This window comes from Gimesia benthica (assembly GCF_009720525.1).
GTDB lineage: Bacteria > Planctomycetota > Planctomycetia > Planctomycetales > Planctomycetaceae > Gimesia > Gimesia benthica.
In genome coordinates this window covers 7,320,146-7,346,039 of record NZ_CP043930.1, presented here as the reverse complement: position 1 = coordinate 7,346,039, position 25,894 = coordinate 7,320,146, and the positions used below count along the sequence as shown (strand labels likewise).

Genomic DNA, 25,894 nt, shown 5'->3' with positions numbered 1-25,894 from the left:
AATAAGGTGCTCAAGTTCAGTGACCTCTGAATCCACAGCGACTAAAACATCACCTCCAGCCATCCTGCTCATCCTGTTGATTGCCGGTTCCTTCGCCGTCGATTCCTTTCTCCGGTTTCCGATCCCCGGCACTAATGAGCCGCACTACCTCTGCAAGGCGAAACATTACTGGAATCCCCAATGGTGCGAAGGAGATTTCTTTCTTGAATCTTCCAACGCACACCGGTTCTTTTATCAGGTGATTGGATTCTTCACGCAGTGGCTCACACTGACACAGACAGTCGTCATTGCGCGACTGACGGGTTGTCTGCTGCTGGCGATCGGCTGGTTTCGGCTGCTGCGCGTATTGACCCCAGGAACCTGGTCTCCCCTGATCGCCGCTGCGCTCTATCTTGGCATCGCCGCCTTCGGCAACTTTTCAGGGGAATGGATTGTTGGCGGCATTGAATCCAAGGTGTTCGCTTATGGTTTTCTGTTTTTAGCTCTGGCCAATGCCTGTGAACAGCACTGGAATCGTGCCGGAGTTTATCTGGGGCTGACGATCTGCTGGCATCCCATTGTGGGAGTCTGGGGGCTGCTTTGTGCTCTCTTTGCGTTATTATGCTACGCGGTCGTACAGCGAAAGTCACTCAATCGAACTTCGCTGGGACTGACCACCAGCCAGGCCATTCCGGCCATCGGCTGGCTCATTCTATGTTCTCTGCCGGGATTGATCCCTGCATTGAGTCTGCTTCAGGGGGGGACTCCCCGGGAAGAATTTTCGGCGAACTTCATCCAGGTCTTTTACCGGCTCAAACACCACCTGGATCCCATGGACTTCGACACCTTCAGTTATCTTCTGTATGGATTGCTGCTCGTGGTCTGGTTTATATTACGTCGAAAGGAAAGCTCAGACTTTCAGTTTCGTTTCTTCCAGTATTTTATCGCGGGGACTCTAGGTCTGGCCTGTGTTGGACTTCTACTGGGAGCAGGACCACGCCCAGCGACTGATATGCCGTATTACGCTTTCCGAATGTCGCTATTGAAGTTTTATCCCTTTCGCCTGTTTGATTCACTGCTCCCCCTGGCGGTGACGGTTACAGTTATTAATGGGATCTACCAGCGTTGTTTCGCTCCCACAGAGAATGCTGCGGGAAGTCAACAGGGAAGTTCCCGACTTGCTGTCGTGACAGTCAGCCTGCTGAGCCTGGCTCTGTTTGGAGGAGTTTTCTATTCGGCATGGGCCAAACCCCCGGTCCACAAGATGACAGCGCAACAACGGTCAGACTGGCTGGATGCCTGCCACTGGATCGAAGAAAATACCCCCGAATCAGCCCTGTTTCTGACTCCAATCCACCAGTCTGATTTTAAGTGGTACGCACAACGCCCCGAATATGTAACCTATAAAGACTGTCCCCAGGACGCGCCAGGCATCGTGGAATGGAATCGAAGGCTGAAATACCTTCGAAAATGGGGACAGAATTACTATAATGAAGGCTTTGACGATGAAGGCCTGCAGGTGCTGAAACGGGAGACCGGAATCACTCATTTGCTGGTGAAACGCCTCGGCCCATTTAAAACCATCGAACCTGTTTATCAGAATCCAACCTATAAGATCTATCAACTTCCCTGAATCCTTCCACTTAATGGTTTCACTCATGCACACACAAGATCCCGCTGTCCTACGCCGCTCCTGGAAAATGACACTGTGCTCAACCGTCCTGTTGTTCGTCCTGTCTACCGCTCTAAAACCATTTGACTCATCGCTGCAGGCTCAGCCACCGTCGGTTAAAACGGGAGACTGGCCCTATTTTCTTGGACCAGAGCAAACAGGTATCTCTGCGGAAACCGGCCTGATCGATGAATTCCCCCGACAAGGCCCCCCCCTGCTCTGGGAGAAAAAAATCGGAACGGGTTACAGTGCTCCTTCGGTTCTGGGAAATCGACTCGTGATTCATCATCGGCCAGACGATGATGGGCCCGGCAAGGAAGTCATCGAATGCGTCGATGCCGAATCAGGAAAGCCGCTTTGGAAGTACGAGTACCCCTCTGACTTCCGTGATCCATATGGTTACAATAACGGCCCTCGCTGCTCTCCCCTGTTGACATCGAAGTACTGCTACACATTTGGGGCACAAGGCAAACTGTATTGCCTGACACTCGACAAGGGCAAAGAAGTCTGGCATCGTGATTGCCTGAAAGATTTCGACGTGCCTCCCGGCTTCTTCGGCGTTGGCGCCACCCCCATCATGGAAGGTGATAAACTGATTGTAATGGTTGGTGGAAAACCGAATTCCGGAATGGTCGCCTTCGATCCTGAAACGGGAAAAACACTCTGGCAGAACGTCGGCAAGGATGTGTGGGATGGAACTTCCACCGGCTGGGAACGACTTCCCGTATATAAGTGGCGGGGAAATGAAAAGCTTTCCAGCTACTCCTCACCAATTGCAGCGACGATTCACGGTAAGCGACACCTGCTGTGCCTGATGCGTCAGGGACTGGTTTCACTCAACCCCGACGATGGTTCCATCAATTTCAAATACTGGTTCCGTTCGCTGCTGCGAGACTCTGTGAATGCTGCCCGGCCCGTGGTCGTTGATGACAAGATCTTTTTGTCAGCAGCCTACCAGGTGGGATCGGCGCTGCTCGAAGTGAATCCGAATGGGAAGAGCTACAAAGAACTGTGGCGTGATCCCACCAACATGATGACGCACTGGTCGACCAGTATTTTTCACGACGGATATTTCTATGGTTTCAGCGGTCGTCACGAACGCGGGGCGACCATGCGGTGTGTGAAGCTCTCTGACGGAAAAGTCATGTGGGAAACCGATGGGACCTCACCGGTGGCAGACAAGGTCAAACCGAATCAGATCACCGGAAAATTTCAATGGATCGATACCGGCAAGCCGGCCCCCTGGCCTTTTTACGGACGTGGTTCAGCAATCCTGGCTGATAATAAATTCATCGTGCTGGGTGAACGCGGCACTCTGGCCATCGTAAAGGTAGACCCGGAAAAATTCAGTGAAGTCTGCCGGACCTCGTTCCCTCAGATCACCTACCCCGCGTGGGCAGCACCGGTACTGGCTCACAAGAAACTTTACCTGAGAAGTGAATCACACCTGATCTGTCTGGACTTTGCGAAAAAGTAAAATAGCTCTCGCGGACAACAACACAGGTGATTCAGAGGCTCAGATCAGCCTTCAGCGGACGGGGTTGGTTTCTCACTGGAATTCAGGTTCCAATGCGGCCCTGTCAGAGCATCCAACAGCTCGGAATAGGTGGGGCGTTCTTCCCCGTCGGTCAGCTTCAGGCTCTCGGGCATGTTTTCGGGTTCGTCTTTAACCCGCTGCACGTTCGCGCCCAGTGCTATCAGCTTCTCTTCGAGACATTCATAGCCCCGATCGAGATGATAAATCCGGCGAATGACGGTCTCGCCTTCAGCCGCCAGTCCTGCCAGGACCAGGGCCGCACTCGCTCTTAAATCGGATGCCATCACACAGGCACCACTCAGACGGGAAACACCATTCAGAATCGCACTGGCCGACTCCCGTCGGATTTTCGCTCCCATGCGGGCCAGCTCCGAAGCATGCATAAAACGATCGGGAAAAACTTTATCAGTCACAATACTGATCCCCGGCACACAGGCCAAAAGTGACATCAGCTGTGCCTGGACGTCCGTGGGAATTCCCGGGTAGGGCAAGGCGATACAATCCACCGATTTCAGGGGTTGAGTAACCTTCACCCAGACGGACTGTCTGCGTTCCGGCTGCTGGGGGTACTCCAGTTGAATCGTCACTCCAATTTCACGCAGTTTTTCCATGACTGCGGTAATATGATCCGGGCGAACTTCGTTTAACTGCACATCACCGCCGGTCATCGCAGCTGCAATCATCAGCGTGGCAGCTTCAATACGGTCCGGTATGACTTCGTGCTCGACTGCCTGCAGACGCTCCACTCCCTCGATCTTCAGGAAGGGAGTACCCAACCCCTCGATACGCGCCCCGCAAGCATTGAGGAAGTTACCCACATCGACAACTTCCGGCTCACAGGCAGCCGACTCAATGGTTGTCGTTCCCTCAGCCAGGGTAGCGGCGATCATCACGTTACAGGTACCGGTAACGGTGCTTCCGAATGCTCCCCCCAGAAAAATATTGGCGCCACGTAAGCGGTCGGCACGAGCGATCACGTATCCGCGATCGACACGAATTTGTGCTCCCAGAGCAGCCAGCCCTTTGAGATGCAAGTCAATCGGGCGATCACCGATGTTACAGCCGCCCGGCAGAGAGACACATGCCATCCGTCGTTTCGCGAGTAAAGGGCCGAGCACGCAGACACTGGCCCGCATACGCCGGACCAGATCATAGTCGGCAATGCAGGCACTTTCATCGACGGTCTTCAGATGCAGCAGACCAGACTCATCGCGCTGCACGTCCATCCCTAAAGAGCCTAATACCCGGGACTGTGTCGTCACATCAACCAGATTGGGAATGGAGCTTAAAGTCGTTTCCCCCTCGCAGGCCAGTGCAGCCGCCATTAATGGCAATGCTGAGTTTTTCGCACCGCTGACTGTAACACTGCCGGAAAGCCGTTCGCCTCCGCGAACGATAAACATATCCATCCCTGGATCTCCTGGAGTTGACTGGATGAAATTGGGGTCAGGACAGTATAGGTAAAGCCTTTATTTTAAGATAGGCATTTTTGCGCAACGATCACCCGGGATCGATTTGCCAGATCTGCTTTCACTCTGATATTCCGATAATTTCCGAATGTCGTAAGTATTTCTCTCAAAGAGGTTTCCTGCTCAGGCGAAAATTCCAGCAACAGGAATCCCCCTTCTTTCAGATAAGGAATCGCTGATTGAATGATCTTCCGATAAAAGTCGAGGCCGTCCGCTCCCCCCGCGAGAGCCAGTCGCGGTTCGTGTTGACGCACATCGGCATCCAGTGTTTCGATTTCGGCATCGGGAATATAGGGGGGGTTGCTGGCAATCAGATCAAACTGCCCCTCAGCGGGAAGCTGTTCGAAACAGTCGCTTAACAGAAACTGAATTTGCCCCAGCAGGCCATTACTCTCAGCATTCTTCTGCGCGATAGCCAGAGCCGGCTCGCTGATGTCCGTCGCCAGAAAGGAAGCGGCAGGACAGTTTGCTGCAGCTGCGATCGCGACACATCCACTTCCGGTACATAAATCGAGGATCCGGGGAGAAGTCAGTTTCTGTGCTTCTTCGACCAGTTCCATGACCAGGGTTTCGGTGTCCGGACGCGGGATCAGCACATTCTGATCGACATAAAAATCGAGCCCGAAGAATTCCCGCTTGCCTACCAGGTATGCCACCGGTTCGGCATGAGAGCGACGTTGAACCAGCGAACGCATTGTTGCCCGCTGCTCTTCGGTCACGATATCTTCGTAATTGGTGTAGAGCCGAATCCGCTCACAATTACGTGCAAACGCCAGCAGGACCTCCGCATCCAGACGGGGAGAATCACTGCCATGCTTCGCCAGATGGCTTGTGGTCCAGTCCAGGATGCGACGCACGGTCCACGGTTCTGCAGATGCATTCGAACCGACTTCCTGAGATGGGGAGTTATCTGTCACGTCACGATCCATCGAACTGCCTGTCAGTCAGAAACTGAAGCAGCCACGCTTTAATTATTTTTTGGCGCTGTCACCCAGCAGACGCTCTTCGCGGTCAAACTGTAACAGTGCGTTGATCAGCTCATCCAGATCACCCTGCATGATCTGATCCAGCTTGTACAGAGAAAGGTTGATCCGGTGATCCGTCACTCGTCCCTGCGGAAAGTTGTAAGTCCGGATACGCTGGCTGCGGTCACCTGAACCAATCAACGTCCGTCGCTGATCAGCACGCTCTGCAGCGGCCTGCTGCTGCATCTGTTCGAGCACCCGACTGCGGAGCACGCGCATCGCTTTGGCTTTGTTCTTGTGTTGGCTTTTTTCATCCTGACACTGCACGACCGTGCCTGTCGGCAAGTGCGTAATGCGGACGGCACTTTCAGTCTTGTTGACTTTCTGTCCCCCCGGGCCACTGGCGTGGAAAGTATCCAGGCGGATATCGTCCGGTTTGATTTCCACTTCCACTTCACTGGCTTCGGGCAGCACAGCGACAGTCGCGGCACTCGTGTGGACACGCCCCTGTGTTTCTGTTTCCGGAACACGCTGCACCCGATGACCGCCACTCTCAAACTGCAGACGGTGGTAAGCGCCCTCTCCGGAAATGGAGAATGTGACTTCCTTGACGCCCCCAAGTTCGGTCGCACTCAGGTTCAGTACTTCTGTCTTCCAGCCCTTCTGGGCTTCGACGAAGTGCTGGTACATCTGGAACAGCTCACTGGCAAACAGCGCGGCTTCATCCCCGCCGGCACCAGCGCGGATTTCCATAATCAGACCGCCACGCGTAATCGAATCGCCGGCAACAACCAGGTCTTCCAGATCTTTGGTGTGCTTTTCATGTTCTTCGCACAGTTGATCCAGTTCTTTCTGTGCGTAGGCTTTGGCGTCCGGGTCGGTTTCTTCCTCGAGCATTTCCTGCGCGACTTCAATATCCTCTTCACGGGTATTGAACGCACGGACTTCCTGAGCGACTTTGGCCAGACCGCCATACTCGCGTTGAACTTCGACCAGCTTGGTGGTGTTTGTCAGTACCTCTGGATCCTGCAGCTGTTTTTCCAGCTCTTCGAAACGTTCCAGTTTGGCCTGCAGAGTGGGAAACTTCATGACCCCGAATCCACGATTAAGACCGCCTGATTATGAGTGACCTGGTCATCCATGTGACCACAGTCGCGAGTGAATCAGACTAAAAGAAGTATTTGAGACGACCATGTATTAAACGAGGCTCATACGGACAATCCGCAGAGCCTCAGTTTGAAATCGATGAGTCAGGCCGCTACTCGGCTTCTTTCTTGTCTTCCCCTTCGGATGCGTTGCGCTTGTCCCAGTTGTATTTTTTCTGGAACTTTTCAACCCGACCGGCACTGTCGACGAACTTCATCTTACCGGTGTAGAAAGGGTGCGACTTGGAGCTGATTTCAACTGCAACGACCGGGTAAGTATTGCCATCTTCCCATTCGATGGTGGACTTTGAGGTCGCGGTAGACTGAATCATAAATGCATCACCAGTCGAAGTATCCTTAAATACGACCGGATGATAATCGGGATGAATGTCTTTTTTCATTTTCTCAGTTTCTTTGTTACCTAATAACCTGTTCAATCTTACGGACTGACTGCTGACAATCCGACGTGGGGGCACTTTGAATCCACAACTGTCCCGGCCTGTCTACTCCTTCATCAGGACCGGACAAGACCTCGTTCTGTTTCACAAGTCTGTTCCAGTAGACTTCACGTCTGCAGACTCGGATTCCTAAAATCTGGAAACAAAACGGCTTATAGAATTCTCGCTTTACGAAACAACACAGTTTACGTTCCGCCAGTCTAATGAGCAAGCGCAAAGGCCCCATCAGCCAAATTCACATAATCTGTTACATAACATAATGTTACATCATATCCAACCGGTAATTCTCGACTGATTCCGGTCATTTTTTCAGATTTTTAACCAATGAGTCGAGATTCGCCTGATAAGCAGTTAACCCAGCACGTTCAATCACCTCTCAGCATATCCTGGCTGTTCAATTCTGTTCACGAGGGATTCCTGAAGTGAGATAACTCTCTATCTGTTTTGAAATTCAAATGTTAAGTAACTTGGCCTGCTGCAGCTGAGCGTTTAGAGTTAAGGAAGTTTTTGAGCGATAGCTCCTCTTTCTCATTTCTCCTGCAGGAACACCAAAGATGACACAGGCGTTGAACTGGAACAGTCAGAATCTGACACACGGCTGGCAGCGGGGCGTCACCGCATTCTACTACGGACTTGGCTTCTCTGATGCAGATTTTGACAAGGCGCAGATCGGGATTGGTGTTCCCCTGCTGGATGGCAACCTCTGTAATGTTCACGCTTATTCACTGGCAAAAACGATCGCCGAAGGATGTCAGTCCGCAGATATGATCGGCCTTCCTTTCGGAACGCCGGCTGTCAGTGACAACATCACTCAGGGACAGGAAGGGGGCAATGCGAGTCTGCCTTCGCGGAATATGATTGCCAATGCAGCCGAATGCGTTGTCAGTGCCCACTCCTATGACGCCCTGATCGGCCTGCATAACTGCGATAAAAACGGGCCTGGTTTTGCGATGGCTCTCGCCCGGATGAACTACCCCGGCCTGATCGTCAGTGGCGGAAGTATTATGCCGGGCTGCCACAAAGGACAGGATATTTCCATTCTCGACGTCTATGACTCTCAGGCAGCTGCTTCCGTTGGGGCCATCGAGAAATCGGAAGCAGACGAAATCCTGCGGACGGCCTGCCCCGGACCGGGAGGCTGTGGTATCGCTGCCTCTTTCAATACCTGGGGAATTGCGTTGGAAGCCATCGGACTCATGCTCCCCTTCAGCAGTTCGACTCCCGCCATCGACAACGCCAAAAAAGACGAATGCCTGAATGTGGCAGCTGCTGTCAAACACCTGCTGGCAGAAAATATTCGGCCGCGTGATATTCTGACTCGTAAAGCTTTTGAGAACGCTGCCGCTACCATTGCGGCCATTGGTGGCTCAACCAACGGTATTCTCCACCTGCTGGCGCTGGCCCGTGAAGCGGGAGTGGACTTCCAGCTGCAGGACATTCAGCAGATCCTCAAAAAGACCCCCGTGTACTGCAGCTTCGCCCCCCGCGGCAAAAAAACGATGGTAGACCTGCATCACCTGGGTGGGACTCCGCTACTGCTCAAACACCTTTTAAAGGCAGGCATCATCGATGGCAATTGCCTGACCGTTACCGGTAAAACACTGGCCGAAAACCTGGCAGAGATCGGCGATGTCCCCGCAGATCAGGATCTGATTGCCCCCCTCGATCAGCCTTATAAAGAGTACGCCGACATGCAGATCTGCTTCGGCAATCTGGCACCGGGGGGAATCGTGTTTAAGGTTTCCAGCATGCAGGAATCGCATTTTACCGGCGTTGCCTGCTGTTTTGATGAAGCCAAAGGCGTTGTTGATGCCGTCGAAGCCGGTCAGATTAAACCAGGGAGCGTGATCGTACTCCGCAACCTGGGTCCGGTTGCCTCGGGGATGCCTGAAGTGCTGGTTGCGACTGCCGCTCTGACCGTCCCTGAACTTGATGGAAAAGTTGCCTTCATCTCAGACACGCGTGTCTCGGGAGTCTCGCATGGCGCGATCGGCGTACACTGTTCCCCCGAAGCTGCTGTCGGCGGTCCAATCGGTCTGGTACAGGATGGCGATGAAATCTCGTTTGATCTGCTGGCAGGAACGATTCAGCTGGGAATCAGTGATGAAGAATTTCAAAAGCGAGAAGCTGCTTTAACCATCAAACCAGTTCAGCATACCCGAGGTTATCTGGCCGATTTTTCAGCCACTACTTCTCAGGCACACCACGGTTGCGTGAGCAAGGCGCTGCTCCCCGACTGCGAATGAACGGAACTCTGAGACGAAATCATAACAGGAGGAAAACCTAACAGTATGAATAATTCCGCAGCTTTCCCTGAGGACCTGCTCCAGACACTGGAAGAATACCAACAGACACATCTGCTGACCTGGTGGAGCGAACTTGAGCCCGCACAACAGGCGGAACTGGTGAAACAGATTCGTGAAATCAATTTCGCGCAAATCCAGCGACTCTATTCTCCGAGCAGCGCCAGTTCAGAAGAGTCTCCTGCAGAGAAAGCCGAACGGGCCACTCGTCCTGCCACGGTGGTCCGGCTGGCAGACCGCGAATCAGATTCAGCGGAATTGTCAAAGGCCACTGCGACAGGTAAACAGTGTCTGTCTGAGGGAAAAGTGGGAGCCATCCTGGTGGCTGGCGGTCAGGGCTCTCGTCTCGGCTTCCCCCATCCCAAAGGTATGTATCCGGTTGGTCCCGTCCGACAGACATCGCTGTTTCAGATTCTGGTCGAACAGTTACGGACCCGTGCGAAGCAGGCAGGTCAGCCAATCAGCTATTTCATCATGACCAGCGATGCGACCCACGACGATACCGTTGCCTACTTTCAGCAGAATCAGAATTTTGGACTTGCAGATGAGAACCTGTATTTCTTCAAGCAGGGCACAATGCCAGCCGTTGATGCAGAGACCGGCAAAATTCTGCTGGAAAGTAAACACCACATCGCCGTCAGTCCGGACGGACATGGTGGGATGCTGGCCGCGCTCAAGAACTCCGGCATGTTTGATGTGATGCGTGAGCAGGGAATCGATACCCTGTACTACCATCAGGTGGATAACCCGACCGCCATCGTCTGCGACCCCGCGTTTCTGGGTTATCATCTCCAGCGGAATGCGGAAGTCTCGGTGAAAGTGGTTTCGAAACGCTCTGCTGATGAGAAAATGGGCGTGGTCTGTGATGTGGATCAGAAGACACAGATCATTGAATACAGTGACCTGCCATCCCACATCGCGGAGCGAACGGATGAAGCGGGACAGTTACTGCACTGGGCCGGGAGCACTGCGATCCATGTCTTCAATCGTGATTTCCTGGAACAGATAGCGGACAACGACGATCAGTTCCCGTTCCACCGGGCCAATAAGAAAGTTCCGCATATTGATGTTTCCGGTTCACAGATTACACCTGAGGAGCCGAATGCTATCAAATTTGAACGATTCATTTTCGATGTACTGCCGGTCGCGGATACCGTTCTGGTCTATGAAATCGATCGAGAACGAGAATTCAATCCTCTGAAAAACGCCGAAGGCCAGGATTCGCCCGCAACGGTCCATGCCGCCCTGAATCGGATCGCCAGGGAATGGCTCACTGCCTGCGGAGTTGAGGTTCCCGGGGACTGTCCGGTTGAAATCAGCCCACTGCTCGCCCTCGATGAAGATGATCTCAAATCAAAAGTTTCCGCGGACCTGATGATCAATGGCCCCCTCTACCTCGGAGAATAACAGCCCGGAGCCAGCCTGAGCTGGCAGGGACTCGCATCTGGAGAAACGAAAATGCTGCATACGGTGGTCATGGCGGGGGGAAGCGGTACGCGTTTCTGGCCTCAGAGTCGCAAAGCGATGCCCAAGCAACTGCTCAGACTGATAGGCGAGGAGACGATGATCCAGGAGACCGTCGGTCGCTGTCGTCCGCTGTCGGAAGCTGAGCAGACCTGGATCGCCACCAATGCGACACTGGCACCGGAAATCCAGCAACAGCTTCCCCAGTTGACGGCGGATCATATTCTGGTCGAGCCAGCCCCTCGAAACACAGCACCCTGTATCGGGCTGGCTGCCATTCATCTACTGAAACAGGATCCCGAAGCGATCATGCTGGTGGTTTCCTCGGATCATGTGATTCAGCCCGCGTCCGGCTTTCAACAGACAGTCCAGCATGCAGTCAATCTGGTAAATGCGGAGCCTGAGCGTCTGGTTCTGATTGGAGTCCCCCCGAATGCACCTGCAACCGGGTACGGATATATTCAGACGGGTACGAGAATCAAAGAGGAAGCAGGACCGGCGATGCAGGTCGCCGCTTTCAAAGAAAAACCAGATCTGGAAACCGCACAGCAGTATCTCGACAGTGGTGAATATCTCTGGAACTGTGGTATCTTCGTCTGGAAAGCACAGACGATTCTGGAATCCCTGAAACATCGGGAACCGGAAATGTACGAGGCATTGAATCGTATTGCCGACGCCATTGGTTCTGCTGAATATGAATCGGTTCTCACAGCAGAGTTTAGTGCGATGAACTCCATATCAATCGACTATGCAGTTCTGGAACACTCGAAAACAACGCTGGCAGTCGTGCCGGCTGAATTTGAATGGGACGATGTCGGCAACTGGAGTACGCTGCAGAAGTATTTCCCCTCAGATGAGCAGGGAAATACGGTAGTGGGTCTGCACTGCGGCATTGAAACATCGAACTGCATCATTCGCACGACAGACGATCATCTGGTGGCGACTTTCGGTGTGAGCAATTCCCTGATTGTGCATACGCCTGACGCGACACTAATCGCCCCGCGAGATGATGAAGCAGCTATCAAAGATCTGGTGAACGCCTTGAAGGAGCGAGGTTATGAACAATACCTCTGAGACAGAGGGAACGGGCGAATCGGAGTTCCCCACGAAGGGCCGATTGCTGGGCCTGGACTACGGTACCAAACGGGTTGGCATTGCGATCTCGACGGCAGAACAGAATATTTCGAGCCCGCTGGATAATTATACGCGGCAGTCTGTCGAGCAGGACCAGAAGCACCTGCAGAAAATCATTTCGGAGTACCAGTGCAAGGGACTGGTAGTCGGGCTGCCCGTGCACATGAGCGGAGATGAGGGCCAGAAAGCCAAAGAGGCCCGCCGATTTGGCGACTGGATCAGTCAGTTTGCCGGGATTCCGGTACGCTACTGGGATGAGCGTTATTCATCCGCCACTGCCGAGGAATTCCTGATGAATATGAACATCAGTCGGAACAAACGAAAAGCCTACCTCGATAAACTGGCCGCTCAGATCATCCTGCAGTCGTTTCTAGACAGTCCGAATCGCGATCAAAAACCGGAATCTTTTTGACTCCCACCGACGCTGTTTCCCTATAATGGACGAAACCTCTTTGGGTACAGAAGCATGTCAGATCAGAAACACGAACGGTCATTAATGAAACACCAGCCCCTGGATCGTGAAGAATACATCGAACAGGTCTACTTCTTCCGTAACTATCGTGAGCGGCTGGAAGACGCGGTCCCTTCACAAGTAATCCTGGCGACGATCTACGAAGAGATTCTGGCAACGACGAAATTGCCGATGGCGATTGATTTTCTGAAAGGGGAATTGCTGCTCACCGGTCGTATCTCCGACGGAATGCAGAAGCTTTCGCATTACTTCACTCCTTTTCAGGCGTTCATTCTCAAAAGTGCCGAAGAAGAGAAATCCAAGTTTGATCAGAAGACGGCACTGATGGTTCTGGAACGTGAGGCCGAGTATCGCTCAGAAAACTCCAGCAGTGCCGGACTGTTTATCTACCAGTTTGAATGCATCTCGCGAAACCGGCTGGGCTATCATCTCGGCCTGGAAGCAATCTCACAGGACACACAGTACAACGCCGACTGGGCGGAATGGATTCGCAAACTCAAGATCCAGCTGGGCTCGGTCGATTTTGCAGATCTACTCTATTTAAGATCCCAGCATTTTGTCGATGAACAGAAACGCATCCCGGGGAACGCAGACTTTGAGCCTTCGTACCCAATTCTGTTCAGTGTGCAGGACGGACGGATTGCCAAGGCAAACCGCAACCGTGATCCCCTGTATATGTTCGCGGCTTTGCAGCGCCAACTGGGCTACCCCAAGGTTCCCCGCAGCCTGGCCAAACCGGATAAACCTGTATTTCATCCCGCCTTAGAAGCAAGGCTGCACAAAATTGAAATGCGTCTGCAACTGATCGACGCAGAGCTCAAAGGGAAATTCGATTTGAAACAGTTCATGGTCAAAGACAAGAAATTTGATGATCTCGACCTGAACAAAAACCTGTAAACATCAGACCATATATTTGCCCGGTTTTCTGATTATCACTTGTCAAAGACCAGCCTGATTACCTAATATAATCATATCGAAGCTGTACTTATCGCATGATCAGGCGCAACTGATCAGTAAACTGGAAAGTTTCTTGAGAATTTAACGCATCGACTATGTCTCATTAACATTCAGGAGGTACTATCCGCCCAGCTTTGTTACACGTTCCCGCCTAAAACCACTTGAGAAATGCCTTTGATTTCCCACCTTTAACCTACACCCACCTTATGTAGGACAGTTAGAAAGGCTCACGAAAATGTCTACAATCACTATTGATGCGCCTGAAGCGCGCCCACTGTATCCATCCACAACTGCTCACCACCAGACACAATTTCAGTCGATTTTTAAAACCATTATCTGGTCTGCTGGTGTGATTTTATTCTGTCTGGCGATGTTTGATTTTTATGCCCAGACTTACGCACATGAGACCGAGATTGCTTTGCAGAAAGCCCAGGCTGCTAAGCTCGATCTCAACAAAGACCTGAGAATGTCTGATATCACTCCGTTCATTTCAGGTTCTCCCAGCATCAGCACTCTGCCTGCTGACCGCTACACTCACATGTGCAAGGAAATGAAGCAATATACCTGGAACGGGTTCTTCAAAACCTACACTCTGTCGCTCTATGTTGGTCTGGGTGAAAACCCATCGATCGACTTCGTGCATGGCCCCGGCGACGTGGTCGAAGCGAAAAAGAGACCACGTGCTCCTCAGATTAGAAAATTAAAAATCTGATTTAAACCGGCACTGGTTGAACATCAGCCTTGAGCAGACTATAACGACTGCTCAAGGCTTTTTTTATTGATCAAATTATGCAGACACTGCGATTGCTCACACATCGGCTACGACTCAGAACAGCAAGAAAGAATCATGGAACGCATCGAAGGCCATCTCTATGACTATCCGAAATACTACGATCTGATCTTTGGTGATGACTGGAAAGCGGAATTTGACTTTCTGCAGAACTGTTTTAAAAAACATGCCACACGCAAAGTCAAAAGCCTGTTCGAGCCTGCCTGCGGGACCGGGCGACTGTTGATTAAACTGGCCCAGGCTGGTTACAAAGTCGCCGGCAATGATCTCAACCAGCATGCGATCAAATACTGCAATGATCGTCTGGAACGCGGCGGTTTTCCCCGTTCTGCAGAACTGGGGGACATGTCTGACTTCAAACTCAAACGCCCCGTGGACGCTGCATTCAACACGATTAACAGCTTCCGTCATCTGCCCAGTGAAGCCACAGCTGAAAATCATCTGAAATGCGTGACCGAGGCCCTGAAACCCGGAGGCCTGTATATCCTGGGACTGCATCTGACCCCCACCAAAGGGGAACCCATGCAGAGCGAGAGCTGGTCAGCGCGGAGAGGCAATCTGCAGATCAACTCACATATGCAGTCGATCTGGACGGATCTGAAAAAGCGGAACGAACACCTCGAAATGACGTTCGACGTTTACACGCCGTCGCGCCAGTTTCAGTTGTTTGATACGATGGACTACCGCACCTACACCGCACCGCAGTTCAAAAAGCTGCTGTCCAAAGTTCCGGAGCTGGAAGTGGTCGAGCTCTACGACTTCATGTATGAGATGGATTTCACCATCGAAATCGATGCTCGTACCGAAGATGTCGTTTTTATTCTGAGAAAGAAATAGTCGACATTCACAACTCAGCTCAAGCAGCGATTAACCTTCGCTGGCTTCTGCGTTCGGAATGACGCGGGTACCGATATTCTCACCCGCGACAGCCTTCTCGATGTTCCCGGTCTTACGGAAGTTGAATACCAGAATTGGAATGCCGTGTTCCATGCAGTGATGCAGAGCCTGGGCATCCATGACCTGCAGGTTTTTGTGCAACACGTCCTGGTAACTGATTTCCGAGAAGCGAACAGCATGCGGGTTCTTTTCAGGATCGTCCGAATAGATACCATCAACCTTGGTGGCTTTGAGCAGGATATCAGCGTCAATTTCACGCGAACGCAGTGCAGCAGCCGTGTCGGTCGTCACAAAGGGACTTCCTGTTCCAGCAGCCAGAATTACGACGCGCCCTTTTTCCAGGTGACGGATGCAGCGTCTTCGGATGAACGGTTCGGCAACCCCTTCCATGCGGATGGCGGTCTGCAGGCGAGTTGCCACTCCAGCCATCTCCAAAGCATCCTGCAGTGCCAGACCGTTGATAACGGTTGCCAGCATCCCCATGTAATGAGCAGTGGCCGGGTTGATCGAACCGCTGGAAGAGGAGAACTGCTTACCCCGCAGAATGTTTCCCCCACCACAGACGATCGCCAGCTGCACTCCAGAGTCAACCAGCCGTTTGATCTGAGCGGAAATGGATTCCAGCTCCGACATGCTGATGCCCCCTTCTCCATCGCGGCAGAAAACTTCACCGCTCAATTTAAGCAGAACACGCTGGTAGGCAGGTTTCAACAGGGGAGCAGGAGAATCGTTCATCCTTGGATTCCTCGATGTCAGAGAGGTTGCAGAAAGTGGGTATTGAGTTCAGTCAGTGTAGAAAAAGACGCACGCGCGCCCGGGGCACGCATGCGTCTTTCAGTTTATGTTATTAGCCGCCAATCGCCCAACGGGTGAATGAAACAGCTTCCAGTCCTTTTTCTGCCAGAGCCTGGCTGACGGTCTTGGAATCATCAACGGCAAACGGCTGATAAACCAGAACGCCCTGTTCAACAAAGAAAGTCTTCATCCGGCCATCAACGATTTTCTCGATGATGTTATCCGGCTTGCCTGTCGCTTTTGCTTCGTCGACCAGACGGGTCCGCTCTTCTGCAACAACAGCAGAATCCAGTTCGTCTTCTTTAACAACTGTCGGCTTCAAAGCGGCGATGTGCATTGCAACGCCACGCAGCAGATCTGCGTCTGCAGTCTCACCAGCAGCCTGGAACAGAACGCCGGTCTTACCATCATGGTGCACATAGCTGCCGCTGGGAGCTTTAGCTCGTGCGATTTTAGAAACGACGATCTTTTCGCGGATCTTATTCAGCATATCCATGAAGTCGTCGTTGAGAGTTTTGCCAGCTGTCTTTTCGGAGTCGAGTTTCAGCAGGTCTTCAACGGTGTTGACTTCCGGGTTAGCCAGCAGCTGTGCGGCACAGGCGTTGGCGAAGTTGGTCAGGTCTTCTCCACCGGCAACCGGCGCTGATTCACAGACGATTTCCAGCATGACAGTGTTAGAACCATCATCGCTGGAGAGGACTGTAATCCGGCCTTCACTGGTGGCATTATCACTTCGCTTCAGCTGAATTTTACCGGCTTCTTCACGCAGAATTTCGATGGCTTTATCCTGATCGCCACCAGCTTCCTGCAGTGCTTTTTTGCATGCCATCATTGGCAGGTCGGTCATTTCGCGTAAGGCTTTCACGGCTGCAGCTGTAATTTCAGCCATTGTCAGTCATCTCCTTCGAAAGCAATTCACTGGGAAATTGCTCTTAATACTAATCCGATGTAATTGTTGATATTCACTGTGCTGCTGCCGACCGGTCAACCAACCGGAACAGCAGCAGTCACGCTTACTGTCTCTTAATGACACGAAATTACAGAGAAGGTACCGGCTTCAGTTCTTCTTCGCCGCCTTCATCTTCATCTTTTTTTCCGGTATCCGGCAGATTGCCTTTACCAGAAACCACGGCTGCAGCCAGCTGATTCATGACCAGACGGATGGAACGAATGCTGTCGTCATTACCTGGAATCGGCAGATCGACTTCATCCGGATCGGAATCGGTGTCAATCAGGCCAACAACTTTGATTCCCAGGATGTGGGCTTCGTGAACGGCATTCTTTTCCTTGGTTGGGTCGACAACCACCAGTGCTTCGGGAAGGCGGTTCATGGTACGGATACCATTCAGGTTACGGTAAACCTTGCGTTTTTCCCGCATCAGGGTCGACTGCATCTTCTTGGAGTAGGAATTAATTTCACCGGTTTCTTCCAGTGATTCCAGTTCTTCCAGACGCTTCAGACGATTACGAACGGTGCGGAAGTTGGTCAGAGCACCACCCAGCCAGCGTTCGGTCACATAAGGCATGCCACAAGCGTTGGCTGCATCGCGAATCGGGCCCTGCGCCTGCTTCTTGGTTCCGACGAACAGAATCAGGCTGCCCTGTGAAGCGACCCGTTCCAGATACTTTTTACCACGCAGAATGCCGCGGACAGTCTCTTTCAGGTCGATGATGTGAATCTGGTTACGACGTCCGTAAATGTAAGGACGCATTTTGGGGTTCCACCGGCTGGTCTTGTGACCATAGTGAACACCCGCTTCGAGAATATCTTTAACGACTAATTCCGACATCTTTGAACTCCTAATGTAAAGGGCACATGACCTGCCAGGGGTCACGTTCTTAAATGAATACAATCATTAGACTTATCTAATGAAGGCGTCTGTCATGGCATTCCAGATCATTAAGCGCACTCTGAGCTGACAACACCGCTGAGTGCGAATGGATGGATCCTATCTGAGTTATTCGCGCCCGTCAAACCATGCGACCGTTAATTCAGTGAATTGAATCGAATTTGAAGCTGGCGTTCTAAGAAGTTGGGCTCATCCTGAATGCCTCGAGTCGATATACTCCAGAAAAGCCGGTTTAAGTTAAGAATCTGTCAACTGTTGCGAATGTATCTCGATACAGGATTCAGGCATTCCACAGCGACTCGATTGAAAAGCAAACATGTCATCTACCCTGCATACATTTTCCACCACAACCCAGGAACTCAGGGACTCTTTACGCGCCCTGGAACAGCAGTCCGCTCAACTGGAGCTCCCCGGCCTGGAAGGTCGTGAATGGTTTGAAATCCTGGAGCGGAAACTGATTCCCCAGCTGTCTGACCAGATTTACCTGGTAGCGGCTGTTGTTGGCGGCACCAATATCGGTAAAAGTGTGATCTTCAACCATCTGGTGAACCAGCAGTCCAGTGCCATCAGCCCCCTGGCCTCTCAGACGAAACACCCGGTCTGCCTGGTCCCCACTGGGTTTGAAGACCGGCATAATCTGTCAAAAGTCTTTCAGGGGTTTGAGCTGATCCCATGGTCGTCAGCAGAGGACCCGCTGAGAACTGATGAACAGCACCTTCTATTCTGGCAGGAATGCGGGAGCCTGGCCCCCAATCTGCTGGTGCTGGACACGCCGGACATCGACAGCGACGCCGAAGTCAACTGGGAACGGGCCGAACGGATCCGCCAGTCAGCCGACGTTCTGGTCGCTGTCCTCACGCAACAGAAATACAATGACGCTGCCGTCAAACAGTTCTTCCGCGAAGCCGCGCGGGAAGAGAAAGTCATCATTACGGTATTCAACCAATGCCAGCTACCCGAAGACGAGGAATACTGGCCGCTCTGGTTGAACACCTTCTGCCAGGAAACAGGCGTGAATCCTGAGCTGGTCTTCATCGCCCCCAATGACCGACAGGCTGCCAACAATCTGCAGCTCCCCTTCTATCGCCGCGTGTTCGAGCCGACACCAGAAAACAGCGGCGACTCATTAACAGCGGAAACGCCTGATACCGATTCCGCCCTCAACCTGATGCAGGTCCTCTCAGAACTGCATTTCGATGAAATCAAAGTCCGCACTCTCAAGGGGGCTCTGTATTACCTGAGTAACCAGGAGACCGGCGTGCCTGCATATCTGCGGGAAATCAAAACGCGGAGTCAGGAATTTCTCGCGGCTTCCCAGTTGCTCTCAGAACATGAACTGGCCGAGATAGACAACTGGCCGCTGGTTCCCAACACCGTCATCGTGCATTCCATTCGCAAGTGGTGGCAGGAACAGCGGGAAGGCTGGTCCGCTCATGTGCACGGCTTCTACAACGCGATTGGCAAAGGGGTTCTCTGGCCTGTCCGCTACCTGCATTCGTTGACCACCGAGGAGAAACGTCCTCCCATGGAACTGTACCGCGAGCAGGAGTGGTCGGTGGTCCTGCAGACAGTGGAGGGCATTTACGACCGACTGACCCTGGTCAGTGAGCTGGGAAATGAACTACTCACCAGCCGCCTGAAGTCGCTGCTCCGAGGAACCTCCCGTGAAGAGCTGCTCAAAATTCTACACCAGGAACACGCGGCCTTTGATTTCAATGGTCAGCTCGAGGAACTCGTCGACCGGGAAATGACGTTCTTCAAAGACGAGAGCCCCCAGTACTACACATTCCTCAAGCAACTGGATCGCGTGGCGGCCGTTGGTCGTCCCGCTCTAAGCGTCGGTCTGTTCTTTGTCGGTTTCGGCGCAGTGGGTGATGTGGGCACACAACTTGTGACTGATACCATGATTCAATCCGTGGTCAACGTCACCGGCGATGTTGCCGGCGGTGCAGCAACGACCACGTTCGGAGAGACCGCAGTCAGCAGTACCGCAGCGACAGGCATGGGCTACCTGGAAGCCAAGTTTCGCAGATTCCATGCAGTCTTTGCTCAGAAACGGACGGAATGGCTGGCGACCGCGATTCGCGAACACTTGCTGAAGACATTACCTGAAGAGTTAAAATCGGCTGTCTCGCTGCCTGAGAGTGAAGCTTACCAGGCGGTCCAGAAACTGACAGCCCAACTGGAAACGGAACTGAAACAACTGCAGGCCTCCCTCTGACCCTGACCTCGTGAAAGTGAATTTGACACAGGACTTCGTGACTTATGCCTACGTCGGAAATTGCACAGATTGAAATGCTGGCAGCCGTGGATGGATTGATCCAGCAACTCACGAACTGGAGCCGGAAGCCCACCGGCTGGAGGACCGCACAGCAGTGCCAGGCCGTTATCCAACAGCTGCTTCCCCGACTGGACATGCTCCGGGTCCGACTGGAATCCCCGCTGGTGATTGCCACATTTGGTGGGACCGGAACCGGAAAAAGCAGCCTGGTCAACGCCCTGGTCGGCTCTTACTGCACAACTTCTGGTCGTCAGCGTCCGACCACCACTCAACCGGTTCTGATCGCACACCCCGACACCGACCTGGACCGCCTGGGACTTGATCTAAGTCAGTTTCAGGTGGAGCAGAAACCCCTGGATCAATTGCGAAACATCATTCTGATCGATTGCCCGGACCCGGACACCTCAGAAGAGAGCGAGGGAGAAAACAATCTCACCCGGTTGCAGCACATCATTCCGCTCTGTGACATTCTGCTATATGCCTCGACGCAGCAGAAATACCGTTCTGCACGCGTTTCGGAAGAGTTACGCGAGGCAGCTGTTGGACGTCGCCTGATTTTCGTCCAGACCCACGCTGGCCTGGATGAGGATATACGTGACGACTGGCGCGAACAGCTCTCGCAACAGTTTGAAGTTCCCGAAATCTACTTTGTTGATTCGGTTCGTGCCCTGGAAGACCAGCTCGCAGACCGTCCCGTCGATCCGGAATTTGCCAGCCTGCAGAATATTCTCAGTACGCAACTCGGCAAGTCCGAACGCCTGCAGGTTCGTCGAGCCAATCTGCTGGAACTGATTCAACATGCCATCGATCACTGTGCGCAGAAGTTTGAGCAAAACCTCCCGGAACTTCGCGAACTGGAATCGTTTTTAAAACAGCAGCACGTGACGCTCACAACCCGGATGTCGCAGGAACTTCGTTCGGAACTCCTGATCAGCCGCAATCTGTGGGAACGCAGACTGCTCTCCAGCATTTCTGATTCCTGGGGGGCGAGCCCCTTTGCGATGATGCTCCGGCTTTATAACGGCCTGGGAAATCTGATCGCATCCGCCAGCCTGTTCCGCGCCCGTAACTCAGCTCAGGTCGCGCTGATTGGTGCCCTGCAGGGAGCACGCTGGCTCGGGGACCGTCACAAAGAACAGGCCGCCGAAGATCGACTGAAACGCATCGGCTCCTTTGGTCTGGATGACAATACCTTACGCGAATCTCAGCTGCTGATTGATGGCTACACCCAGGCAGCCGGCCTGGAGAACCAGCCGCAGTTGACCGACTCGCTGGAACGACTGCAGACCGAAGCCGCCCACGTCGAAGAAGAATTTCTCAGTGACGCCGGCACGAAAATTGATGGTATCATTGGTAAACTGGCGCGCAAGAATTCGGGATGGTTCACGCGTCTGGTTTACGAAAGCCTGTTTCTGACATTCGTGATTTATGCCCTGGTCCGCATCGGCAGAAACTTCTTCATGGATTCCTTTTTCAATGAATCCCGGATTCTGCCCATTGATTTCTACGTGACCGCTGGCGTCATTTTCCTGATCTGGACCGGCTTCCTGGTGATGATGTTCACGCGCAAACTCAAACGCGGGCTGGAACAGGAGATCAACCAGCTTTCGGATGAACTTGCCCAGGCGAAACTGTCACACGGACTGTTTCCGCATCTCGAGCAGGAATGCCGCCAGGTTCACAGCCTGCAACACTCCCTGGTACGCATGGGGGGGGAGGTCCATCACCTGCGGACGGAAATCGCTTCTTCCCGGATCCTGGGTGCCTGGAAAGTGAATGAGCCGACCGGAAAAGCCGGCTCGGGAGCGTCACATCTCAGCTCACAGTGAGCTTATTTGCGATTGTAGAACATCTCAGCGATGCTGTAGGCATTCAGTGAACCGGAGCGGCTGACTTCTTTGCCATCGACAACCAGAATGAGTGTGGGCAGGGACTGCACATTGTACTTATCTGTGAGTCCCGGATGTTGATCCACGTCAATCACACGAATGTGGCTGGATTGACCTTCGCCGATTTCCCAGTTCTTGTCTCGCAGCGCGGGAAATTCGTTATTCTTCATCTGCACACAGGCTGGACACCAGCTGGCAGTAAACAGAAGAATCTGATGATTGGAAACATCTTCTTCTACTTGAAATAACTTGACTACGTTTTCAGGAATGGCAGGCACTTCCACGGCCTGCATTGGTGCCAGAGAAAGCGACAGCACCATAGTTGCTGGAATAAGCGTATTCATTGTGATCCGTTACAATTTGAAAAGAGTCATTTCGAAACGTCATTAACAATAGCCGACCACAATAGCGGGTCGAACTAACCGGTTCAACCGTTAAAGTCGACTCAAATTGACAAGATTCCGATTCCCGGTTATAGAGTTTTTTTGACTCTTTATAGAGATCCCTACTTACGCTGCCTTCCAGCACAACACCCTAAGACTCAACAGATAAATAACTTACACACCCGACCAAACAGACGATTTCTCGCCATAGATTGGTCTTGGATAAAACAACGTAAATCGGTTCCAATACGCTGCCTGCACTACTCCAGCCTCTTACTCGATTGAAAAGACACACTCATGACCTGGTTGAAAATGTTCCTGCTGTCGATCATTCAGGGAATCACCGAATTCCTGCCCGTCAGCTCCTCTGGACACCTGGTCATCGTTGAAAGCTTTCTGGAAATCCAGTCAGACCAGACTGACGTAAACATCGTCCTGCATGCAGGCACGCTACTATCGATCCTGATTTTCTACCGACGGACGATCTTTCGACTGCTCAGCCAGGACATGCGCGTCATCCCTCTGCTGATCGTTGGCACGCTGCCGGTCGTTGTAATTGGCCTGGCTGCGAAAAAATTCGCCGAGCATTACCTGGAAAGCTCACTGCTGGCGGGCTGCATGCTGCCCATCACTGGCCTGTTTCTATTGATGATTCCCCGCATCCCACAGACCGATAAGAGCTACACCGAGATCACCTACAAACAGGCGCTGCTGATCGGTTTCGCACAGGCATTTGCGATACTTCCCGGGATCTCACGCAGCGGCAGCACCATTGTGGCAGGGCTGCTGATGGGACTGTCGCGACAGTCGGCGGCAACCTTTTCTTTCCTGCTGGCGATCCCGGCTATTTCGGGAGCGACCATCCTGGAAACTGCGGAGATTATCTCCAACAAGGACCTGACCACTCCCCTGAGCCTGCTGGCTGCAGGGGCCGTCATTTCAGCAGTGGTTGGAATCGTCGCGCTCTGGCTGCTCGTACGCTGGCTGGAGAAAGGCAAGCTGCACTACTTCGCCTACTGGTGCATCCCGCTGGGAATTATCATTGTGATTATCCAGCTCATGCAACAGTAGTCAGGAGAAGTACGAGAATCTTACCTGCGTCCCACTTTACGCGTATAGCACTTCAGCGAGCGAGGCGGCAGTACGGCCACGCGCGGGAAGAGCGTCGTTCCATCCCGCTTCGGGAAGATATCCAGTGGAGACCGGGCCGAAGTGTCGATGACCAGGCTCCAGGCCTTCGGCTTGATGCCATCCGGAAGCTCAAAGGCCTGAGGATCGGGCGATGTATTGACCATGATCATCAGATCCGAGCCATCCTTGATACGCCGTGAGGAGTGCTTCGCCCCCAGAATACACATCAGGCAATTCTTGTCGTGCTCCCATTTGACTGGCTCTCCCATTACGTTGTACCAGCTGACATCCGGCAACTTCTCGACACCATCGGATTGACCGGTCAGGAAGTTCCGCTGGCGGAGCGTAGGCTCATTCAGGCGGAAGTGGATCAACTCCTTACAGAAACGATACAGGCCACTATGCTTATCGACCAGTGTCCAGTCGAACCAGGAAATTTCGTTATCCTGACAGTAAGTGTTGTTATTCCCCCGCTGTGTTCGACGACATTCATCGCCGGAAAGCAGCATGGGCACGCCCTGACTCAGAAAGAGAGTCGCGAGGAAGTTCTTGATCTGGCGTTCCCGCATCGCGTTGATCGCAGGATCATCCGTCGGACCTTCCACGCCGAAGTTCATGCTGATGTTGTTGTTTTCACCATCACGATTATCTTCGCGGTTCGCATAGTTGTGCTTATGCTCGTAGCTCACCAAATCATTCAGCGTGAAACCGTCGTGCGCTGTGATGAAATTCACGCCATGAAACGGCTCGCGTCCTGTTTTCTGATACAGATCGCTCGATCCGGAAATACGGGTTGCATAGTCGCCCAGTGAAGGCACATCGCCCCGCCAGAAGCGTCGGATGTCATCACGATAACGGCCATTCCACTCCGCCCAGCGGATATGCGAGAATGAACCGACTTGGTAAGCGCCAGCGGCGTCCCAGGCTTCCGCGATCAGCTTGGTATCTGCCAGCAATGGATCTTCGGCGATCGCCTCAACCAACGGGGGATTCGGAACCAGATGACCGCTGCGGTCCCGGCTTAGAATGGAAGCGAGGTCGAACCGGAATCCATCGATGTGATAATTACAGGTCCAGTAACGCAGGCAGTGGAAGATCATCTCGCGGACCACGGGATGATTCCCGTTGATCGCGTTTCCACAACCAGAGTAGTTAGAGTAGTACTTCCCGCCCTGCTCCAGATGGTAATACACCTGGTTTTCCAGTCCGCGGAAAGACAGAGTCGGGCCGTTCTCATTTCCTTCCGCAGTATGGTTGAATACCACGTCCAGAATAACCTCGATCCCCGCCTCATGCAGTGCCCGTACCATCTCCTTGAACTCACGGACCTGCGCGCCCGGTTCTCGACTGGTGGCGTACCCGCGATGCGGTGCAAAGAAGGCCAGCGTCTCGTAGCCCCAGTAGTTCTGATGATCGGTGAAAGTGCCGTCGGCTTCATTCATCGGGAATTCGTGGATCGGCATCAGTTCGACGGCCGTCACACCAAGATCAATCAGATAAGGAATTTTCTCAATCACACCCAGGTAAGAACCAGGATGATCCACTTCACTGGTCTCGGAATTAGTGAAGCCGCGGACGTGCATTTCATATACGACCGTGTCCGCCAGATGGTGCCGTACATGACGGTCTCCCTGCCAGTCGAACTGATCATCGACGACCACACATTTCGGAGGCCGCACAATGCCATCGGGTGAAGGCTGGAAATTACCGGCCAGCGCCTTGGCATAAGGATCAATCAGACGAGCCCGCTTATCAAAGCGCTGTCCGATTTCCGGCTGATAGGGACCGTCGGCCTGGAAGTGATACAGCTGACCCGGACCGATTCCGGAAATGAACGCAGTCCAGATATCTCCCAGTCGCCCATATTCCTGATTGAAGCGGATGACTTCGGAGGGCTCCGTGTCATCGACATGGTTGTACAACAGCAGCCACATGGCAGTGGCTGAACGGCTATAGACAGAAAACAGAACCCCATTATCCTGCGGAATCGCTCCGTAGGAAAACGTATGCATCGAATGTATCGGGGAACTGAGTGAGTGTACCAATTCGCGACCCATTTATTATCTGATCCTCACTTGCACTGTGTTGATTCCGATGTCTGAAAGCTTTGAATTGCTCTCCCGAGTGCCAGAACAGCAATCATTGCTCTCAGTCCAACACAGTTATTTGTCTCTATCTTAACAGCAGAAACCAGATTGTGAATACGAGTCCCTGCTGAAATACCTAACCAGAATATCTTCACTTAATATACTTTCGACGTCATCCAGGAGAATGATCATCCCTTTTTGCAATTCCTGCTGTGAACCGGGGAATCCATCACATC

At 52.7% G+C, this 25,894-nt stretch carries 21 protein-coding genes; 12 read left to right on the top strand and 9 right to left on the bottom strand.

Features of this window, described 5'->3' with window-relative positions; translation table 11 throughout:
• Window positions 1-19: 19 nt before the first annotated feature.
• Together F1728_RS28760 and F1728_RS28755 are read left to right on the top strand one after the other, a co-directional pair.
• On the top strand, window positions 20-1,612 hold the full coding sequence (locus F1728_RS28760; protein WP_155366880.1) for a DUF6798 domain-containing protein: 1,593 nt from the start codon (window positions 20-22) through the stop codon (window positions 1,610-1,612).
• A gap of 25 nt (window positions 1,613-1,637) precedes the next feature.
• Window positions 1,638-3,128, top strand: a complete 1,491-nt coding sequence (locus tag F1728_RS28755; protein WP_228030392.1) for an outer membrane protein assembly factor BamB family protein — start codon at window positions 1,638-1,640, stop codon at window positions 3,126-3,128.
• 44 nt (window positions 3,129-3,172) lie between these two features.
• Here F1728_RS28755 and murA read toward each other — a convergent pair whose 3' ends face one another.
• From murA to F1728_RS28735, 4 genes are all read right to left on the bottom strand, one after another.
• On the bottom strand, window positions 3,173-4,597 hold the full coding sequence (gene murA, locus F1728_RS28750; RefSeq protein WP_145441053.1) for a UDP-N-acetylglucosamine 1-carboxyvinyltransferase: 1,425 nt from the start codon (window positions 4,595-4,597) through the stop codon (window positions 3,173-3,175).
• Window positions 4,598-4,662: 65 nt separating this feature from the next.
• Entirely contained in the window at window positions 4,663-5,586 is a 924-nt protein-coding gene (prmC, locus tag F1728_RS28745; RefSeq protein ID WP_155366879.1) for a peptide chain release factor N(5)-glutamine methyltransferase, read from the bottom strand.
• A 42-nt stretch (window positions 5,587-5,628) separates the two neighbouring features.
• Window positions 5,629-6,711, bottom strand: coding sequence for a peptide chain release factor 1 (gene prfA, locus F1728_RS28740; protein ID WP_145041680.1), 1,083 nt, complete (start codon window positions 6,709-6,711; stop codon window positions 5,629-5,631).
• 169 nt (window positions 6,712-6,880) lie between these two features.
• Window positions 6,881-7,168 (bottom strand): type B 50S ribosomal protein L31, encoded by a 288-nt coding sequence (locus F1728_RS28735; protein WP_145041681.1) that lies wholly within the window; start codon window positions 7,166-7,168, stop codon window positions 6,881-6,883.
• A 611-nt stretch (window positions 7,169-7,779) separates the two neighbouring features.
• Between F1728_RS28735 and ilvD the strand changes: the two genes are divergently transcribed.
• The 7 genes from ilvD to F1728_RS28700 all read left to right on the top strand — a co-directional run bounded on the left by ilvD (window position 7,780) and on the right by F1728_RS28700 (window position 15,182).
• A complete protein-coding gene (gene ilvD / locus F1728_RS28730) occupies window positions 7,780-9,471 on the top strand; it encodes a dihydroxy-acid dehydratase (RefSeq protein ID WP_155366878.1) in 1,692 nt (563 codons plus the stop codon).
• Window positions 9,472-9,516: 45 nt separating this feature from the next.
• Window positions 9,517-10,935 carry a UTP--glucose-1-phosphate uridylyltransferase gene (locus F1728_RS28725; RefSeq protein ID WP_155366877.1) on the top strand — a complete coding sequence of 473 codons (1,419 nt, stop codon included), beginning with the start codon at window positions 9,517-9,519 and terminating at the stop codon, window positions 10,933-10,935.
• 51 nt (window positions 10,936-10,986) lie between these two features.
• The gene (locus F1728_RS28720; RefSeq protein ID WP_155366876.1) at window positions 10,987-12,066 is read left to right on the top strand and encodes a mannose-1-phosphate guanylyltransferase; all 1,080 of its coding nucleotides are present in this window, start codon (window positions 10,987-10,989) and stop codon (window positions 12,064-12,066) included.
• A complete protein-coding gene (ruvX, locus tag F1728_RS28715) occupies window positions 12,050-12,538 on the top strand; it encodes a Holliday junction resolvase RuvX (RefSeq protein ID WP_155366875.1) in 489 nt (162 codons plus the stop codon). Before F1728_RS28720 ends, ruvX begins: the two co-directional genes overlap by 17 nt.
• 84 nt (window positions 12,539-12,622) lie before the next feature.
• On the top strand, window positions 12,623-13,495 hold the full coding sequence (locus F1728_RS28710; RefSeq protein ID WP_155366874.1) for a hypothetical protein: 873 nt from the start codon (window positions 12,623-12,625) through the stop codon (window positions 13,493-13,495).
• Between the two features lie 295 nt (window positions 13,496-13,790).
• On the top strand, window positions 13,791-14,267 hold the full coding sequence (locus F1728_RS28705; RefSeq protein WP_155366873.1) for a hypothetical protein: 477 nt from the start codon (window positions 13,791-13,793) through the stop codon (window positions 14,265-14,267).
• 135 nt (window positions 14,268-14,402) lie between these two features.
• The gene (locus tag F1728_RS28700) at window positions 14,403-15,182 is read left to right on the top strand and encodes a class I SAM-dependent methyltransferase (RefSeq protein ID WP_155366872.1); all 780 of its coding nucleotides are present in this window, start codon (window positions 14,403-14,405) and stop codon (window positions 15,180-15,182) included.
• A 30-nt stretch (window positions 15,183-15,212) separates the two neighbouring features.
• On the opposite strand, the gene pyrH is transcribed toward F1728_RS28700, so the two are convergent.
• The 3 genes from pyrH to rpsB all read right to left on the bottom strand — a co-directional run bounded on the left by pyrH (window position 15,213) and on the right by rpsB (window position 17,827).
• A complete protein-coding gene (gene pyrH / locus F1728_RS28695) occupies window positions 15,213-15,977 on the bottom strand; it encodes a UMP kinase (protein WP_145041688.1) in 765 nt (254 codons plus the stop codon).
• A 112-nt stretch (window positions 15,978-16,089) separates the two neighbouring features.
• Window positions 16,090-16,926: a translation elongation factor Ts gene (tsf, locus tag F1728_RS28690; RefSeq protein WP_145041689.1), complete on the bottom strand. Its 837-nt coding sequence runs from the start codon at window positions 16,924-16,926 to the stop codon at window positions 16,090-16,092.
• Window positions 16,927-17,074: 148 nt separating this feature from the next.
• Complete coding sequence (gene rpsB, locus F1728_RS28685) at window positions 17,075-17,827, bottom strand: 30S ribosomal protein S2 (protein ID WP_145041690.1); 753 nt, start codon at window positions 17,825-17,827, stop codon at window positions 17,075-17,077.
• Window positions 17,828-18,203: 376 nt separating this feature from the next.
• Between rpsB and F1728_RS28680 the strand changes: the two genes are divergently transcribed.
• Together F1728_RS28680 and F1728_RS28675 are read left to right on the top strand one after the other, a co-directional pair.
• Window positions 18,204-20,108, top strand: coding sequence for a GTPase domain-containing protein (locus F1728_RS28680; protein ID WP_155366871.1), 1,905 nt, complete (start codon window positions 18,204-18,206; stop codon window positions 20,106-20,108).
• 44 nt (window positions 20,109-20,152) lie between these two features.
• Entirely contained in the window at window positions 20,153-21,997 is a 1,845-nt protein-coding gene (locus tag F1728_RS28675) for a GTPase (protein WP_155366870.1), read from the top strand.
• Window positions 21,998-21,999: 2 nt separating this feature from the next.
• Here the strand turns inward: F1728_RS28675 and F1728_RS28670 are convergent, their stop codons facing one another.
• On the bottom strand, window positions 22,000-22,401 hold the full coding sequence (locus tag F1728_RS28670) for a thioredoxin family protein (protein WP_155366869.1): 402 nt from the start codon (window positions 22,399-22,401) through the stop codon (window positions 22,000-22,002).
• Window positions 22,402-22,737: 336 nt separating this feature from the next.
• Here F1728_RS28670 and F1728_RS28665 point away from each other — a divergent pair, with 336 nt between their 5' ends.
• Window positions 22,738-23,511, top strand: a complete 774-nt coding sequence (locus F1728_RS28665) for an undecaprenyl-diphosphate phosphatase (RefSeq protein WP_155366868.1) — start codon at window positions 22,738-22,740, stop codon at window positions 23,509-23,511.
• A 20-nt stretch (window positions 23,512-23,531) separates the two neighbouring features.
• Here the strand turns inward: F1728_RS28665 and glgX are convergent, their stop codons facing one another.
• A complete protein-coding gene (glgX, locus tag F1728_RS28660; RefSeq protein WP_228030391.1) occupies window positions 23,532-25,583 on the bottom strand; it encodes a glycogen debranching protein GlgX in 2,052 nt (683 codons plus the stop codon).
• Between the last annotated feature and the right edge of the window lie 311 nt (window positions 25,584-25,894).